The sequence below is a fragment of the Kineosporia babensis genome (assembly GCF_021129305.1).
Classification (GTDB): Bacteria; Actinomycetota; Actinomycetes; order Actinomycetales; family Kineosporiaceae; genus Kineosporia; species Kineosporia babensis.
The window spans coordinates 47560-64284 of record NZ_JAJOMB010000010.1 but is presented as its reverse complement, the minus strand read 5'-3'; the positions used below and the strand labels follow the sequence as shown (position 1 = coordinate 64284).

Below are 16725 nucleotides of genomic sequence, written 5' to 3'. Positions count from 1 at the left end.
GAGCGTTTCGGTGCCCCGGCGTCATGTTCTGTTTACGTCAAACCCGGATCGATCGCCCTAGGATCCGAGACCGTGACGACGAAACGGCGCGAAGCCGCCACCCAGAGTGAACAGAAGCTCCTCCGGACCGGCGCCGCCGTGCTCGCCGCGGCTACCTCCCTGACCGGCCTGAGCCTGCTCACCGCCCAGTCCGCCCAGGCCGCGGCCTGCGAAGGCACAACCACCAAGATCGGCCAGATCCAGGGGAGCACCGACACCGCCGCGGTCACTGGCCCGGTCACCGTGCGCGGGGTCGTGGTCAGTGACAACGAGGGCTCGTCTCCCACGCTCCAGGGCTTCTACGTCCAGGACGGCGGCGACAAGGACAAGTCCACCTCGGACGGCATCTTCGTCTACGCGCCCGGCGCCGATCGGGTCAAGGCAGGCGACGAGGTTCAGGTAAGTGGCACGGTCAGCGAATACCAGGGCCAAACCCAGATCGGCTCGACCACCGCGATCGACGTCTGCGCCACCGGCAAGAAGGTCAAGCCGACCACGGTGAAGCTGCCGCTGAAGAGCGCCGACGAACTCGAGCGGTACGAGGGCATGCTGGTCAAGCTGTCGCAGAAGCTCACCGTCACCGAGCACTACCTGCTCGGCCGGTTCGGCCAGGTCACCGTCTCCTCCGGCGGTCGGCTGATGCAGCCGACCAACGTCTACGCCCCCAGCGACCCGCGCCGGGCCGAGCTGCAGGCCGCCAACGACCTGAACCAGCTGATCATCGACGACGCCGCCAACAACCAGAACCCCGACCCGATCGTCTTCGGCCGGGACGGCAAGCCGCTGAGCGCCACCAACACCCTGCGCACCGGCGACACCGTGAAGAACGCGACCGGCGTGCTCACCTACACCTGGGCCGGTAACGCGGCCAGCCCCAACGCCTGGCGCCTGCGTCCGGTCGGCGCGCTGAACGGTGAGGCCAAGTTCAAGGCCGACAACGACCGGCCCAAGAGCAGCAAGGTCAGCGGCGATCTGACGGTGGCCAGCAGCAACGTACTGAACTACTTCAACACCTTCACCGGCTGCAGCTTCGGCGTAGGGGGCGCGGCGGCCGACTGCCGGGGTGCCGAGAGCGCCGCCGAGTTCGAGCGGCAGAAGGCCAAGGAAGTCGCCGCCCTGAAGTCGCTGGACGCCGACGTGGTCGGGCTGATGGAGATCGAGAACGACGGCTACGGCGCCGACAGCGCGATCGCCGACCTCACCTCCGCGCTGAACGCGGCGACCAAGCCCGGTACCTACGCCTACGTGGACGTCGACGCGGCTGTCGGCACCACCAACGCGGCCGGGGATGACGCGATCAAGGTGGGCATGCTGTACAAGCCCGCCGCGGTGAAGCCGGTGAAAACCCTGGTGCAGCAGGACGAGACGTTCGAGCGTCACCCGTTGTCGGTGACCTTCGAGCAGAAGAAGGGGGGCGCCCGGCTCAGCGTGGTGGTCAACCACTTCAAGTCCAAGGGCTGCGACGGCGCCACCGGGGCCGACGCCGACCAGAACGACGGGCAGAGCTGCTTCAACGCCCGCCGCACCGGTCAGGCGAACGCTCTGGCCGGCTGGATCAGCGACACCGTCGTGCCGGCCGCCCAGGACAAGGACGTGCTGGTCATCGGTGACCTGAACTCCTACGCCAAGGAAGACCCGATCCAGGCCCTGGTGGCCAAGGGCTACACCGACATGGTGGACCGCGAGATCGGCAGCAAGAAGGCCTACTCGTACGTGTTCGACGGCCAGTCCGGCTACCTCGACACCGCGTTGGCCAGCTCCTCGCTGAAGTCGCAGGTCAAGGACGTCGAGGACGTGCACATCAACGCCGACGAGCCCTCGGTGCTGGACTACAACACCAACTTCAAGTCGGCCGGGCAGATCACCTCGCTCTACGCCCCGGACCGCTTCCGGGCCTCGGACCACGACCCGGTGCTGATCGGGCTGAAGCTGCGCAAGTAGTTCGAGCAAACCCACCAACTAGGGACGGTGTGGTCGCCTCCGTGAGGCGACCACACCGTCCCTAGTTTGGACTTTGACAGCAGGTGCGAACTTACGAATGGCGGGCCGCCGCGGGTGGTGCCAGGGTCACTTGCATGAGCAACTCGACGATTGAGCCCGGGGACTCGGACGAGGTCTACCAGCCGGGCGACGACGGTTCGGACGAGACCTACGACCTCGACCAGGCCTTCGGCGACGACAACGTGGACGAGCAGGTTTACGACGCCAGCTACTCCCCGCCGGAGAAGCCGCGCGGGATGACCCGGTTCGGCACCACCGCCGAGGAGGAGTTGCAGGGCGAGAGCCTGGACCAGCGGCTTTCTCAGGAGGTCCCCGACCCCAACCTGGCCTCGGACCTGGAAGCCTCGCCGACCGACGAGAACGTGGACTCGGTGGACAACAACCGGATCGAGGACGAGGACCTGTCCTACTCGGAGGTCGGCGGCAACCGGGCCGGCCGGCTGGTCGACCCGGACGAAGGGCTCGGCGCCGACGAGGAGAAGGACCTGGTCGGCTCGGACGTCGGCATCGACCAGGGCGCTGCCAGCGCCGAAGAGGCCGCGGTCCACATCATCGACTGAGCGGTACCCCGTCATCGGGAAGACTTTGCGACGTTATGGCGGCTTTTGTCTTCCCGATGACGGGTCGCCCGGGGAAATGCAGGCGACCGGGGGAGCCGGGGCAGGGCAGACTGGCCAGGTGTCCGGTATCGACGTCAATCAGGTCTCCTTCACGCTCCCGGACGGGCGCCCGCTGCTGGACGAGGTGACGTTCAAGGTCCCGGACGGCGCGGTCGCCGCTCTGATCGGCCCGAACGGCACCGGCAAGACCACGCTGCTGCGGATCATCGCCGGCGACCTCGCGGCCCAGTCCGGCGCCGCGGTCCTGACCGGCTCGCTGGGCGTGATGCGCCAGTTCATCGGCAGCGTCCGCGACGAGACCAGCGTGCGCGACCTGCTCGTCTCGGTCGCCCCGGCCCCGATCCGCAAGGCCGGACAGGCCCTGGACAAGGCCGAGCTGGCGATGATGGAGCGCGAGGACGAGCCCACCCAGATGGCCTACGCCCAGGCACTGGCCGACTGGGCCGACGTGGGCGGCTACGAGGCCGAGACCGGCTGGGACGTCGTGACGATGTCCGCGCTCGGGATGCCGTTCGAGAAGGCCCAGTTCCGCAACGCCAACACGCTCTCCGGAGGTGAGCAGAAGCGTCTCGTGCTGGAGGCCCTGCTGCGTGGCCCCGACGACATGCTGCTGCTGGACGAGCCGGACAACTATCTGGACGTGCCGGGCAAGCGCTGGCTGGAAGCCCAGCTGGCCGAGACCAAGAAGACGGTTCTGCTGGTCAGCCACGACCGCGAGCTGCTCAGCCACGCCGCCACCCGGATCGTCACCCTGGAACCGCACGCGGCGGGCGCCAGCGCCTGGATCCACGGCGCCGGGTTCGGCACCTACGCGCAGGCCCGCACCGACCGTAACTCGCGGCTGGAGGAGCTGCGCCGGCGCTGGGACGAGGAGCACGCCAAACTCAAGGCCCTGGTCCTGATGCTGAAGAACAAGGCCGCGTACATGGACACGCTGGCCGCGCAGTACCACGCGGCGCAGACCCGGCTGGCCAAGTTCGAGGAGGTCGGCCCGCCCGAACTGGTGGCGAACGACCAGAACGTACACATGCGGCTGAAGGGCGGCCGCACCGGCAAGCGCGCGGTGGTGGCCACCGACCTGGAACTGACCGGGCTGATGAAGCCGTTCAGCACCGAGCTGTGGTTCGGCGACCGGGTCGCGGTGCTGGGCTCCAACGGCTCCGGCAAATCGCACTTCCTGCGGCTGCTGGCGATCGGCGGCAGCGACCCGGACCTGGAGCACCAGCCGGTCGACGACTCACCGACCGCCCGGCCCGGCACGGTCGAGCACACCGGCAACGTCAAGCTCGGGGCCCGGGTGCGGCCAGGCTGGTTCGCCCAGACCCACCAGCATCCGGAGCTGGCCGGGCGCACCCTGCTGGAGATCCTGCACCGCGGCGACGGGCACCGCTCCGGCCTGCCCCGCGAGGCGGCCAGCCGGGTGCTGGACCGCTACGGCCTGAGCGTGCAGGCCGAGCAGAAGTTCGAGTCGCTCTCCGGCGGTCAGCAGGCCCGGTTCCAGATCCTGCTGCTGGAGCTGTCCGGCGCCACCCTGCTGCTGCTCGACGAGCCCACCGACAACCTGGACCTGCACTCGGCCGAGGCGCTGGAGAAGGGCCTGTCGGCGTTCGAGGGCACGGTGGTGGCGGTGACCCACGACCGCTGGTTCGCCCGCGAGTTCGACCGGTTCCTGGTGTTCGGCTCGGACGGGCAGGTGTACGAGTCGGACGAGCCGGTCTGGGACGAGACCCGGGTGCGACGCACGCGCTGACAGCATCCAGGTACCTCTCACGAAACAATCATGTTCGGGCCGTAGCCTTGGGTCGTGATCGAGTCTCCGGCCGTCCTCATCGTCAACACGGCCTCGCGCCGGGGCCGGGAGGACTTCGACCGAGCGCGTGAGAGCCTGACCGGTCTGGGCGTCGACCTGCGGGCCGCGCACGCGGTGGAGGACCCGAGCACGCTGCCCTCGGTGGTGAAGGACGCGATCGACGCCGGCGCCCGGACCATCGTGCTGGGCGGCGGCGACGGCACGGTCAGCTCGGTCGCGCCGTACCTCTGCGAGACCGGCGTGGTACTCGGCCTGCTGCCCACCGGCACCGCGAACGACCTGGCCCGCACCCTCGGCCTGCCCACCGACCTGATCAAGGCCTGCGAGAACGTGGCCCAGGGCAAGGTGGTCGACGTGGACCTGGGCGTGGTCGGCGACGACAAGTTCCTCAACGTCAGCTCGATCGGCCTGGCCGTGGGGGTGACCAAGCAGCTCAACCCCAAGCTGAAGAAGCGGCTGGGCGCGCTCGCCTACCCGGTCGCCACGATCAAGGCCTACCGCCGGTTCCAGACCTTCTCGGCCCGGCTGGAGTTCCCCGACGGAGACCACGACGACGTCGAACTGGACGACCTGCTGCAGCTCGCGGTGGCCAACGGACGGTTCTACGGCGGGGGAGCGGTGGTGGCTCCCAACGCGGGTATCGACGACCATCTGCTCGACGTGTACGCGATTCCGCGGGGTACGCCGTGGCAGCGCTGGCAGGTGGCCCGGCACTTTGTCAGCGGGGTCTTCACCGAGAGCGATCACGTCTACCACGTCACCACCCGCAACGTCCGGGTGAGTACCGAGCCGGGGCAGGCGATCAACGTGGACGGGGAGCTTTCCGCGCGCACGCCAGAGGTTTTCGGCATCGTGGAGGGTGGGCTGCGGGTGGTGGTACCTGTGGACGCCTCGGTCGGGGTAGCGGATGTGGGGGCCCGTCAACGGGCCCGCTCGCATTAACCGGCAGCCGGATTGAGGACGTTGGGGGCGCCGAGCGTCTCCTCGTCGTCATGGGTGCGTTGTTTCATTTCGGGCGCGAAAAACCGCTCAACGGCCCGAATTTTGTTCACCGCGTCCAGCGCCGCCACCTTGTAGGCCTCGGACAGCGTGGGGTAGTTGAACACCGTGTCCACCAGGTGGTCCACCGTGCCCTCACAGGTCATGATCGCCTGCCCCAGGTGCACCAGCTCGGTGGCCTGGGAGCCGAAGATGTGGATCCCCAGCAGCTTTCGCGTCCGGGTGCTGACCAGCAGCTTGAGCATGCCGTAGGAGTCACCGGCGATCTGTCCGCGGGCCAGCTCCCGGTACCGCGAGATGCCCACCTCGTAGGGCACCGAGGACTGGGTGAGCTCGTCCTCGGTGTACCCGCAGTAGCTGATCTCCGGGATCGTGTAGATGCCGATCGGCTGCATCCCGATCAGGCTGTTCACCCGCTCGTCGAAGGCGTGGTAAGCAGCCAGCCGGCCCTGTTCCATCGAGGTGGCGGCCAGCGCGGGGAAGCCGATCACGTCGCCCACCGCGTAGATGTGCGGCACGCTGGTGCGGTACTTCTCGTCCACGGTGATCCGCCCGCGCGGGTCCGCCTCCAGCCCGGCCGCGGCCAGGTCGAGGGTCTCGGTGGCCCCCTGCCGGCCGGCCGAGTACATCACCGCGTCGGCCGGGATCTTCTTGCCCGAGGCCAGGTGGGTGACCGTGCCCAGGGCGTTGTGCTCGACCGAGGAGACCTTCTCGCCGAACCGGAAGGTGACCGACAGATCGCGCAGGTGGAACTTCAGCGACTCGACGATCTCGTCGTCGCAGAAGCCGAGCATCCGGTCCTGCTGCTCGACCACGGTGACCTTGCAGCCGACCGCGGCGAACATCGAGGCGTACTCGATCCCGATCACCCCGGCCCCGACCACCACCATCGAGCGCGGCAGCTGGTCCAGGTGCAGGATCCCGTCGGAGTCGATCACCTTCTTGCCGTCGAACTCCACCGTGGCCGGCCGGGCCGGGGTGGTGCCGGTGGCGATCACCACGAACTCGGACGTGGCGGTGCGGCTGCCGCCCGGGCCGCCCTCGATCAGCACGGTGTGCGGGTCGGTGAACCGGCCGGTGCCGTGCAGCAGGTCCACCCCGTTGCGGTTGAGCTGGCTGCGGATCACCTCGATCTCGCGGCCGATCACGTGGGTGGTGCGGGCCAGCAGGTCCTCCAGGGTGATGTCCTGCTTGACCCGGTAGTTCTGGCCGTACATGTCCCGCTGGTACGTCCCGGTGAGGTAGAGCACAGCCTCTCGCAGGGTCTTGGACGGGATCGTGCCGGTGTTGATGCACACCCCGCCGACCATGTCGCCGCGCTCCACCACGGCGGCCCGCTTGCCCAGCTTGGCCGCGGCGATGGCCGCCTTCTGCCCGCCCGGGCCGGAACCGATGACCAGAAGGTCGTAGTCGAACTCGCTCTGCTCGGCCATGATGAAGGTCCCCCGGGATCCGCGTGCGACGCTTGCCTGCCAGTGTTCCCGGGCTTCATCGGCCGGGTCCCGGCCGAGGTTGAAGTCGGGCGTGCCGACTCCACGTTTTGACCCCCTGGAAGCGGGCCGGTAATCTGGCTCCTCGTTGTGTGACCCGTCCGTCATGTCGAGCCTGCTGGCACGTGGCACGTCGGGCGCGGCGCGGACAGTCTTCCCGAAGGCATTCAGGCTGACTGCTGCCCGTGGCACATGAAAATGTCGACCCGAATGCTCTGACCAGAACGAGGCTGCGACCAGTGCGTACGTTTACCCCCAAGCCCGGTGACATCGACCGTCGCTGGCATGTCATCGACGCGAGCGACGTCGTTCTCGGTCGTCTGGCCACGCAGGCAGCCACGCTGCTGCGCGGCAAGCACAAGCCGACCTTCGCGCCGCACGTCGACACCGGCGATTTCGTCATCATCATCAACGCCGACAAGGTCGCCCTGACCGGCAACAAGGCCGCGCAGAAGAAGGCCTACCGGCACTCCGGCTACCCGGGTGGTCTGCGTTCGGTCACCTACACCGAACTGCTGGAGAAGAACCCGGAGCGGGCCGTCGAGAAGGCGATCCGCGGCATGCTGCCGAAGAACTCCCTCGGCCGCGAGGTGCTCGGCAAGCTCAAGGTCTACGCCGGCCCGGAGCACCCGCACGCCGCGCAGCAGCCCGTTCCCTTCGAGATCACCCAGATCGCCCAGTAGTTCGCGCCTGCGCCCCTCGCCGGGCGCCCGCGGACCTGCGATCCCGTAGCCAAGCACGCCAAGGAGAAACGTGACCGAGTCCACCACCGACGTGGTCGTCGACGACGCCACCGAGGAATTCGAAGAGGACGCGCCCAGCAGCTACACCTCCGCCACGCCGGCGGCCAAGGGTGGCGGCTCGAGCATCACCGCCCCCGGCTCGGCCACCGGCCGTCGCAAGGAGGCCGTGGCCCGCGTTCGTCTGGTTCCCGGTACCGGCCAGTGGAAGATCAACGGCCGCACCCTCGAGGACTACTTCCCCAACAAGGTGCACCAGCAGCTGGTCAACGAGCCCTTCCGGGTCACCGAGACCGAGGGCCGCTTCGACGTCATCGCGCTGCTGCACGGTGGCGGTTCCTCCGGCCAGGCCGGCGCGCTGCGCCTGGGCGTGGCCCGGACGCTGAACGAGATCGACGCCGAGGCCAACCGCCCGGCGATGAAGAAGGCCGGTTTCATGACCCGCGACCCGCGGGCCAAGGAGCGCAAGAAGGCCGGTCTGAAGAAGGCGCGTAAGGCTCCTCAGTACAGCAAGCGCTGATCTGCTCTTAGGCAGTTCCAGCTGCGCACGCACGGCCCCGGGGTGATTCATTCGGCTCCGGGGCCGTCGTGCGTTCCCGGCCCGGGCACGGGCCGGTGCTCGACCTGGCCGCAGTACCGGCGCCCGCTGTCCGAGGCGGCGCCGCCGGTCCGCAGCTCAGGGTTCTCGCGCCGCGCGGGCAGTGCCCCCGACGCGCATGTGAATCTGCGTACCCGCCGGATCCGGCCCGGGTGCGCGTAGGGTTGGGACATTCCCGCTAGGAGGAACGCGTTGGCGCGACTATTCGGCACGGACGGAGTCCGGGGGCTGGCCAATCGGGACGTCACCGCTGAACTCGCCCTCGACCTTTCGGTCGCGGCGGCTCACGTGCTCGGTGAGGTCGTCAAGGGCCGCCGGCCCCGGGCCGTGGTCGGTCGCGACCCGCGCGCCTCGGGCGAGTTCCTCAGCGCCGCGGTGATGGCCGGTCTGGCCAGCGCGGGCGTGGACGTGGAGGACGCCGGCGTGGTGCCCACCCCCGCGGTGGCGTTCCTGGTCGACGACAGCGAGGCCGATCTCGGCGTCGTGCTGTCGGCCTCGCACAACCCGATGCCCGACAACGGCATCAAGTTCTTCGCCAGCGGCGGCTACAAGCTGCCGGACGAGGTGGAGGACCAGATCGAGCGGCGGATGAAGGAGCCGTGGGACCGGCCCACCGGCGCCGAGGTCGGCCGCACCCGCCGGCTGGCCAAGGCCGGCGACCGTTACGTGGCCCACCTGGTCGAGACCCTGCCCTGCCAGCTGGACGGGATCAAGGTCGTGCTGGACTGCGCCCACGGCGCGGCCAGCGTGGTCTCCCCGCTGGCGTTCCGCGCGGCCGGGGCCGAGGTCGTGGTGATCGGGGCCGAGCCCGACGGGCTGAACATCAACGACGGCTACGGCTCCACTCACCTGGGCCCGCTGAAGGCGGCGGTGCTGGAGCACGGCGCCGACGTCGGCATCGCGCACGACGGTGACGCCGACCGCTGCCTGGCGGTCGACGCCCAGGGCAACGAGATCGACGGCGACCAGATCATGGCCGTGCTCGCGCTGGCCTTCGCCGACCGCGGCGTGCTGGCCCACAAGACGCTGGTCACCACGGTGATGAGCAACCTGGGGCTGCGCCTGGCGATGGAGCGCGAGGGCATCCGGCTGATCCAGACCGCGGTGGGCGACCGCTACGTGCTGGAGGAGATGCGGGCCGGGGGCTACTCCCTGGGCGGCGAGCAGTCCGGGCACGTGGTCATGCTCGACCACAGCACCACCGGCGACGGCCTGCTGACCGGGCTGCATCTGCTGGCCCGGATGGCCCAGACCGGCAAGTCGCTGGCCGAGCTCGCCTCGGTGATGGAACGCCTGCCGCAGGTCCTGGTCAACGTGAAGGGCGTGGACAAGTCCCGCTGCCACGCCGACGAGGAATTGCAGGCCGCAGTGGCCGCCGCCGAGGCACGTCTGGGCGACACCGGCCGGGTGCTGCTGCGCCCCTCCGGCACCGAGGCGCTCGTCCGGGTGATGGTCGAGGCGAAGGAAGCCGGCCAGGCCCGCGGCGAGGCTGACGCGCTGGCCGAAGTGGTCCGCGCCCGGCTCGCGCTGTAGCCGAAAGACTAAGGAGAAAGCCAGGTTTCCGTCCCCTCCGACGGAAACCGGGCTTTCTGTGTGTGCGGTGCGCACCCACGTCCTCAATCAGGGTCGCACCGACGTACCGTTCCCCTCGTAATCGCTCTCCGTACCGACGAACTCGGTGCTGCTGTCCCACTGCTCCGGCACGATCTCGTCCTTCGCGAACCGGTGCCGGGAGGTTGCTCGAGTCATCCGGAAAATTGTGAAGTGGGCGAACCAGGCCTTGGTCCGCCCACTTCCATACGGGTTACGGCATTGCTGTCGGCAGAGTGATGCGGCCGACCTCGCCACCGTGCTCGTCGAGCGCCTTGACGTCCAGGGTGGCGTCCCGTGGCGCCGACACCTCGACGACGGCGATCCGGTTGTACACCGGGGCCCCGGCCCCGGCCACCTCCACCTTGGAGGCGCTCTCTGGGGCGAGCACCACGGCGTAGGTCTTGTTCTGGCCGGTGGCCCGTACACCGGCCATCACTTCGGCCGGTGCTGGGCCGGCCGGCAAGGTTCCGGCCTTGAACCCGTCCGGATCGCTGGTCGAGAACCCGGTGATGTAGGCCCCATTGGGCGAGCGCAACAGACTGGCCGCGACCTTGAACTCGCCGAGTTCGGCGGTGGCTGCGTAGACCGGTTCATCGTCCGGGGACACCGGCTTCGGCCCGAAGACGGCGATGCTGTTCTTCAGGTCGCGCAAGCGCTCGGGGTCCGAGCCCTCCGAGGCCACCGAGAAGAGGTCCGGTTCGTTGCCCAACTGGTCGGCAAAGCTGTTCCCGGAGCTGACGTCGGTCAGCTTCCCGTCGGCCTTTACCGTGCTGAGCAGGTGCTCCTGCGGCGAGACCGAGGTGGCCCAGATCCCGTCAGCCACCGGCGAGCCGAGACCGCGCCATTCCTCGTCGTACTCCCCGTCGGCCGCCAGCCGGTTCGAAGTCAGGACCGAGACCGAGCGGGCCCCCGGTGCGGCGATGAGCACCGTCGGGTCCTGCATGTTTGCGGTGTCGTGGATCCGGTCACCGGCCACGCTGAAGACGGCGGTCGCGCTCGCCGGGACCGAGTCCTCGCTCGACTCCGAGCCGTCGGACTGCATCGCCGTGGGTTCTGCTTGGTATGGCCCGGTCAGGATCTCGCGTGACCATGCGTACTCGGCGGAGGGGTAGAGCACGACGGCGTAGCGAGCTTTGTCCTCGATGTCACCGGCAGCCACCACGCGCACGTCGTCGGCGGAGGCGATGCCGTGGTCAGACGCCTTGGCGACCTTCTTGCGCAGCCCGGCCAGCCAGTCCTGATCGGCGCTCAGGGAACCCACCGTCTTCGCCGGGTACCCCGCGTCCTCTGGCGTCTGAGGCAGTTCCTCCACGCCGGCCGGGACCACCACGCCGGGATCGCTGAAGGTGCCCGTTCCGATGACCGTGCCGGTCGCGAGTACCACGGCGAGCGCCACCGCCACCGCACCGGCCCGGATCCTGCGGTCGCGCCGGATCGAGCGGTCCAGCGCCGGGAACGGTCGGCTGTCCACGGTTCGCTGTTCGGCCAGACGCTGCATCCGGGCGACGGTTTCGCTGGGTAGTCCGGTCATCGCGCTTCCTCCACGAACCTGAACGTCATCGACGAAGGCGGCGGTTCGTTCTGCCCCTGCTCGCCCAGCGCAGCCCGCAACCGGCTCACGCCCCGGCTGGTGGCGCTCTTCACCGCACCCACCGAACAGCCCAGCAGATGGGCGGTCTCGGCCTCGGAACGGTCTTCCAGATAACGCAGCACCACCGCCGCGCGCATCTGCGGCGGCAGCGATCGCAGCGCCCGGACGAGTTCTTGGTCGGCCTCGGCGAGCGACAGCGACACCTGCTCCCCGGCCGTGGGCGAGCCCGCGTGCTCCAGCGGAACCTCCCGCAGGCGGCGCTTGCGGCGCCACGACAGCGCCGCGTTCACCACGGCCTTGCGCACGTACCCCTCGGGGTTGTCGACCGCCACGCGTTTCCAGCGCCGGTGCACCCGGGTCAGAGCCTCCTGCACGCAGTCCTCGGCGATACCGCGGTCCAGCGTGATCAGATAGGCGCTCTGCACCAGGGCCGGCCAGCGCGCGTTGACGAACTGCCGGAAGCCGGCTTCGTCGTTCATCGCGTTCCCTCCCTCATCGCCCAGCAACGGTGATCTGCTGAATCACACGCCGTCGGGTGCCGGGAAGGTTGCTAGAGCTTGCGCAGCCGGATCCGCCGGGCCGCGTGGTCGGCGCCCTTGGTCAGCACCAGGGTGGCCCGGCCGCGGGTCGGCAGCACGTTCTCGACCAGGTTCTTCTCGTTGATCTCGCGCCAGATCCGCTCGGCGGTGGCCACCGCCTCGGCGTCGGAGAGCACGGCGTAGCGGTGGAAGTACGACTCGGGCCGGGTGAACGCGGTCTCGCGCAGCCGCAGGAACCGGTTCACGTACCACTTGCGCACCTGGTCGGTGTGCGCGTCCACGTAGATCGAGAAGTCGAAGAAGTCGCTGACCGCCAGGCCCTGCTTGCCGTCGGCCCGCACCCGGGCCGGCTGCAGCACGTTCAGGCCCTCCACGATCAGCACGTCCGGCCGCCGCACCACGACCTGCTCGCCGGGCACGATGTCGTAGGTCAGGTGCGAGTAGACCGGCGCCTTGACCTCCGGCTTGCCCGACTTCACGTCGGCCACGAAGCGCAGCAGCCGGCGCACGTCGTAGGACTCGGGGAAGCCCTTGCGGCTCATCAGGCCGAGCCGGTCCAGCTCGGCGTTGGGGTGCAGGAAGCCGTCGGTGGTGACCAGTTCCACACTCGGGGTGCCGGGCCAGCGGGTCAGCAGCTCGCGCAGGATCCGCGCGGTGGTGGACTTGCCGACCGCGACCGAACCGGCGATCCCGATCACGAACGGGGTGCGCGCCGGGGTCTCCTGCAGGAAGGTCGAGGTGGCCTGGTGCAGTTGCGCGGCGCCGGCCACGTAGAGGTTCAGCAGCCGGCTCATCGGCAGGTAGATCTCCTCCACCTCCCGCAGGTCCAGCCGGTCGCCCAGGCCGCGCAGCCGGTCCACGTCGTCCTCGGTCAGGGTCAGCGGGGTGTTCGCCCGCAGCGCCTGCCAGGCCTCGCGGTCCAGTTCCACGTAGGGCGTGCTGTTGGCCCGCTCAGGTCGAGTGGTCCCGGCACCGTTGCCTTCGTGGCGTTCCGGTGCGCTCAGGGGGTCGATGCGCCTCTGCACGCGGGCCATTCTGCCCGCCGGATTCACCGGACGTTCGCCCAGCTCGGAAAGAGTTACCGAGAGTAATCGAACGGTCGCCGAAAGCCTGGGCCGGTGGGAGATCGGGGGAACCCGCACCGAACTGCGGCCGGAGGCCCGTGCGGGCCGACTAGGCTCAGCCACCATGTGCGGAATCGTGGGCTACGTGACGGATCCGGCCTCGGCGACCCCCGGGGCGCTGGACGTCGTCCTGGAAGGCCTTCGGCGCCTCGAGTACCGGGGTTACGACTCCGCCGGGGTCGCCCTCCAGATCGACGGCCAACTGTGGACGGAAAAGCGCTCGGGCAAGCTGGCCCGGCTCGAGGAGGCACTGCAGGCTGCTCCTCCGGCGGCTGCCAGCACCGGTATCGGGCACACCCGGTGGGCCACCCACGGCGGCCCGACCGACGAGAACGCGCACCCGCACCTGTCCGGCGAGGGCCGGATCGCGGTGATCCACAACGGCATCATCGAGAACTTCGCCGCGCTGAAGGCCGAGCTGGCCGCCGAGGGCGTGAAGTTCCTCAGCCAGACCGACACCGAGGTGGCCGCGCACCTGCTGAACGCGGCCTACGCCACCTGCAGCGACCTGACCGAGGCGATGCGCCTGGTGGCGAACCGGCTGGAGGGCGCCTTCACGCTGCTGGCCGTGCACGCCGACGTGCCCAGCACGGTGGTCGGCGCGCGCCGCAACTCGCCGCTGGTGGTCGGGGTCGGCGAGAACGCGAACTACCTGGGCTCGGACGTGGCGGCCTTCATCGGCCACACCCGCGAGGCGATCGAGCTCGGCCAGGACCAGATCGTCACGATCACCCCGGCCGCGGTCTCGATCATCGGCTTCGACGGGGTCGCGGTCGAGGGCAAGGCCTTCCACGTGGACTGGGACGCGGCCGCCGCCGAGAAGGGCGGGCACCCGTCGTTCATGGCGAAGGAGATCATGGACCAGCCGCAGGCGGTGGCCGACACCCTGCTCGGGCGCACCGACGCGGCCGGCAACCTGGTGCTCGACGAGCTGCGGATCGACGAGTCGGTGCTGCGCACGATCGACAAGATCGTGGTGCTGGCCTGCGGCACCTCCTCGTACGCGGGGATGGTGGCGAAGTACGCGATCGAGCACTGGTGCCGGATCCCGACCGAGGTCGAGCTCTCGCACGAGTTCCGCTACCGCGACCCGGTGGTGAACGCCCGCACCCTGGTGGTGGCGATCTCGCAGTCCGGCGAGACGATGGACACGATCATGGCGATCCGGCACGCCCGCGAGCAGGGCGCCAAGGTGGTCGCGATCTGCAACACCCACGGCTCGACCATCCCGCGCGAGTCCGACGCGGTGCTCTACACCCACGCCGGCCCGGAGATCGCGGTCGCCTCGACCAAGGCCTTCCTGGCCCAGATCACCGCCTGCTACCTGCTCGGGCTGTACCTGGCCCGGGTCCGCGGCAACAAGTTCCCGGACGAGCTGCGCGAGATCCTCGGCCAGCTGCAGGCGATGCCGGAGAAGATCCAGAAGGTGCTGGACGGCCTGGAGCAGGTGCGCACCATGGCCCGCTGGATGGCCGACACCCGCTCGGTGCTGTTCCTCGGCCGGCACGTCGGCTTCCCGGTGGCCATGGAGGGTGCGCTCAAGCTCAAGGAGCTGGCCTACATCCACGCCGAGGGCTTCGCCGCCGGTGAGCTCAAGCACGGCCCGATCGCGCTGATCGAGCCCGGCCAGGCGGTGTTCGTGATCGTCCCCTCGCCGCGCGGGCGGGACTCGCTGCACGCCAAGGTGGTCTCCAACATCCAGGAGATCAACGCCCGCGGCGCGCGCACCATCGTGATCGCCGAGGAGGGCGACACCGACGTGGTGCCGTACGCCAGTGAGGTGATCTACGTCCCTCAGACGCCCACTCTGCTGGCCCCCCTGGTCACTGTCGTCCCGCTGCAGGTGTTCGCCTGTGAGCTGGCCACGGCCAAGGGCCTGGACGTGGATCAGCCCCGTAACCTGGCGAAATCCGTGACCGTCGAGTAGTTCCGTTCGTCGTGCGACTGCATCGCAGGTGGTGATCACGTGCGGTGCAGGTACGCGCCGGGCGGCCCGCGTGGAGAGGTGCGTACCCGCCGTCTGTTGCTTAGATGTGCGGATGAGTGCGAACCCAAAGGCGGGCCGCCATCAGAAGGGCCCGGTGGCCTACCGCGTGGACGACCTGCGCAAGGCCGAGCAGCAAGTGATGGCCACCCTCCCCGAGGGTGCGCTGATGCAGCGGGCAGCTGCGGGTCTCGCGGTGAGCTGCGCGCGAGTACTGCGTGAGCGCACGGGCAAGATCTCGGGCAGACGCACCGTGCTCCTGGTGGGCCCGGGCGACAACGGGGGCGACGCGCTCTACGCCGGAGAACGGCTGGCCCGGCGGGGTGTGGCCGTGGTGGCGCTGCTGACCTCCGAGAAGGTGCACAGCGCCGGGGTACGAGCCCTGGCTGCCGTAGGCGGGCGCTGCGTCCAGGTCAGCCCGGACACGGCCGTAGAAGCCTGGACCCACCTGGAAGCCGCCGACCTGGTGGTGGACGGCCTGCTCGGGCTAGGCGGGCGTCCCGGGCTGCGAGAGCCCGCCGCCGGGCTGATCGATCGCATCCCCGATCACGCGGCCGTGGTGGCGGTGGATCTGCCCAGCGGGGTAGACCCGGACACCGGCGGCACTGGTCCCTCGCACATTTGGGCAGACGTCACCGTGACCTTCGGGGCGGCCAAAGCCTGCCTGCTGATGCCCCCGGCCAGCGCGGCCGTGGGCGACCTGGAGATCATCGACCTCGGCCTGGCACCGCACCTGCACGGTGAGCCCCTGGTGAAGCGTCTGGCCGCCGGGGACGTGGCGCGGCTGTGGCCGGTGCCTACCCCTAGCGCCGACAAGTACCGCCGGGGCGTCCTCGGCGTAGTGGCGGGCTCGGCCGGGTACCCCGGAGCAGCCGTGCTTGCCGTGGCGGGGGCTCTGCGCACCGGCGTGGGCATGGTGCGTTACGTCGGGCCGAAAGACGCCACGGCGGCCGTGCGCTCCGCCTGGCCCGAGATCGTGGCCGGCAACGGCCGGGTGCAGGCCTGGCTACTGGGCTCAGGTGTCGTGCCGGACGCCGGGGACGACCAACCCGAGGCGATCCACAACGCACTGGAGTCCGGGCACCCCTGCGTGCTGGACGCCGGTGCGCTCGGCCTGTTCCCGGACGAACTGCGCGCTCACACCGACTCCAGCGGCGCCGTCCCCGACCGTTCCGACAAGCTGCTGCTCACCCCGCACGCCGGGGAACTGGCCCGGCTGCTGACCGATCTGGGCGAGGACGTGCACCGCGAGGACATCGAGGCGCAGCCGTACAAGCACACCCACACCGCGGCCCGGCTGACCGGCGCGACCGTACTGCTCAAGGGCTCGACCACGCTGGTGGTCCGGCCCGACGGACACGCCCGCAGCCAGGCCGAGGCACCTTCCTGGCTGGCCACCGCCGGGGCCGGGGACGTGCTCGCCGGCATTGCGGGAGCGCTGCTGGCCAGTGGGCTGAGCCCGTTCGACGCGGGCAGCGTGGCGGCTTACGTCCACGGAAAAGCGGCCGCGCGGGCTTCGGGCGGGGGACCGATCGTCAGCATGGACGTGGCGCAGGAGGTCCCTGCGACAGTCGGGGCTCTGCTCCGACACTAGAAC

Annotated in this window: 14 protein-coding genes; 9 read left to right on the top strand and 5 right to left on the bottom strand. The window is 69.7% G+C overall.

All coding sequences use genetic code 11. From position 1 onward, the window contains the following. The first annotated feature begins 72 nt into the window (after window positions 1-72). From LR394_RS19125 to LR394_RS19110, 4 genes are all read left to right on the top strand, one after another. The gene (locus LR394_RS19125; RefSeq protein ID WP_231443837.1) at window positions 73-1980 is read left to right on the top strand and encodes an ExeM/NucH family extracellular endonuclease; all 1908 of its coding nucleotides are present in this window, start codon (window positions 73-75) and stop codon (window positions 1978-1980) included. A 134-nt stretch (window positions 1981-2114) separates the two neighbouring features. Then, window positions 2115-2600, top strand: coding sequence for a DUF5709 domain-containing protein (locus LR394_RS19120; protein ID WP_231443835.1), 486 nt, complete (start codon window positions 2115-2117; stop codon window positions 2598-2600). 118 nt (window positions 2601-2718) lie between these two features. Further along, on the top strand, window positions 2719-4410 hold the full coding sequence (locus tag LR394_RS19115) for an ABC-F family ATP-binding cassette domain-containing protein (protein ID WP_231443832.1): 1692 nt from the start codon (window positions 2719-2721) through the stop codon (window positions 4408-4410). Window positions 4411-4464: 54 nt separating this feature from the next. Then, window positions 4465-5412 (top strand): lipid kinase, encoded by a 948-nt coding sequence (locus tag LR394_RS19110; protein ID WP_231443830.1) that lies wholly within the window; start codon window positions 4465-4467, stop codon window positions 5410-5412. Here LR394_RS19110 and sthA read toward each other — a convergent pair. Continuing rightward, a complete protein-coding gene (sthA, locus tag LR394_RS19105; protein WP_231443828.1) occupies window positions 5409-6902 on the bottom strand; it encodes a Si-specific NAD(P)(+) transhydrogenase in 1494 nt (497 codons plus the stop codon). The two genes, LR394_RS19110 and sthA, sit on opposite strands and share 4 nt — an antisense overlap. 296 nt (window positions 6903-7198) lie before the next feature. Between sthA and rplM the strand changes: the two genes are divergently transcribed. The 3 genes from rplM to glmM all read left to right on the top strand — a co-directional run bounded on the left by rplM (window position 7199) and on the right by glmM (window position 9830). Continuing rightward, window positions 7199-7642, top strand: a complete 444-nt coding sequence (gene rplM / locus LR394_RS19100; protein ID WP_231443825.1) for a 50S ribosomal protein L13 — start codon at window positions 7199-7201, stop codon at window positions 7640-7642. 70 nt (window positions 7643-7712) lie between these two features. Continuing rightward, complete coding sequence (gene rpsI, locus LR394_RS19095) at window positions 7713-8219, top strand: 30S ribosomal protein S9 (protein ID WP_407937079.1); 507 nt, start codon at window positions 7713-7715, stop codon at window positions 8217-8219. Window positions 8220-8489: 270 nt separating this feature from the next. Then, window positions 8490-9830 carry a phosphoglucosamine mutase gene (gene glmM, locus LR394_RS19090; protein ID WP_231443824.1) on the top strand — a complete coding sequence of 447 codons (1341 nt, stop codon included), beginning with the start codon at window positions 8490-8492 and terminating at the stop codon, window positions 9828-9830. 87 nt (window positions 9831-9917) lie between these two features. Here glmM and LR394_RS41800 read toward each other — a convergent pair whose 3' ends face one another. The 4 genes from LR394_RS41800 to coaA all read right to left on the bottom strand — a co-directional run bounded on the left by LR394_RS41800 (window position 9918) and on the right by coaA (window position 13054). Next, window positions 9918-10046, bottom strand: coding sequence for a hypothetical protein (locus LR394_RS41800; RefSeq protein WP_269329424.1), 129 nt, complete (start codon window positions 10044-10046; stop codon window positions 9918-9920). Window positions 10047-10101: 55 nt separating this feature from the next. Further along, entirely contained in the window at window positions 10102-11421 is a 1320-nt protein-coding gene (locus LR394_RS19085) for a hypothetical protein (protein ID WP_231443823.1), read from the bottom strand. Beyond that, on the bottom strand, window positions 11418-11960 hold the full coding sequence (locus LR394_RS19080; protein WP_231443822.1) for a SigE family RNA polymerase sigma factor: 543 nt from the start codon (window positions 11958-11960) through the stop codon (window positions 11418-11420). The genes LR394_RS19085 and LR394_RS19080 overlap by 4 nt, the downstream gene beginning before the upstream one ends. A gap of 71 nt (window positions 11961-12031) precedes the next feature. After that, window positions 12032-13054: a type I pantothenate kinase gene (coaA, locus tag LR394_RS19075; protein ID WP_407937078.1), complete on the bottom strand. Its 1023-nt coding sequence runs from the start codon at window positions 13052-13054 to the stop codon at window positions 12032-12034. Window positions 13055-13208: 154 nt separating this feature from the next. Between coaA and glmS the strand changes: the two genes are divergently transcribed. Both glmS and LR394_RS19065 read left to right on the top strand, forming a co-directional pair. Beyond that, a complete protein-coding gene (gene glmS / locus LR394_RS19070; protein WP_231443820.1) occupies window positions 13209-15071 on the top strand; it encodes a glutamine--fructose-6-phosphate transaminase (isomerizing) in 1863 nt (620 codons plus the stop codon). A gap of 112 nt (window positions 15072-15183) precedes the next feature. Beyond that, window positions 15184-16722 (top strand): NAD(P)H-hydrate epimerase, encoded by a 1539-nt coding sequence (locus LR394_RS19065; RefSeq protein ID WP_231443819.1) that lies wholly within the window; start codon window positions 15184-15186, stop codon window positions 16720-16722. Window positions 16723-16725: the final 3 nt, after the last annotated feature.

Bases quoted from the DNA above. Each gene is read 5' to 3' on its own strand.
- sthA (WP_231443828.1), bottom strand. From the start codon at position 6,902: ATGGCCGAGCAGAGCGAGTTCGACTACGACCTTCTGGTCATCGGTTCC.
- coaA (WP_407937078.1), bottom strand. From the start codon at position 13,054: ATGGCCCGCGTGCAGAGGCGCATCGACCCCCTGAGCGCACCGGAACGC.
- LR394_RS19085 (WP_231443823.1), bottom strand. From the start codon at position 11,421: ATGACCGGACTACCCAGCGAAACCGTCGCCCGGATGCAGCGTCTGGCC.
- LR394_RS19120 (WP_231443835.1), top strand. From the start codon at position 2,115: ATGAGCAACTCGACGATTGAGCCCGGGGACTCGGACGAGGTCTACCAG.
- LR394_RS41800 (WP_269329424.1), bottom strand. From the start codon at position 10,046: ATGACTCGAGCAACCTCCCGGCACCGGTTCGCGAAGGACGAGATCGTG.
- LR394_RS19065 (WP_231443819.1), top strand. From the start codon at position 15,184: ATGAGTGCGAACCCAAAGGCGGGCCGCCATCAGAAGGGCCCGGTGGCC.
- glmS (WP_231443820.1), top strand. From the start codon at position 13,209: ATGTGCGGAATCGTGGGCTACGTGACGGATCCGGCCTCGGCGACCCCC.
- LR394_RS19080 (WP_231443822.1), bottom strand. From the start codon at position 11,960: ATGAACGACGAAGCCGGCTTCCGGCAGTTCGTCAACGCGCGCTGGCCG.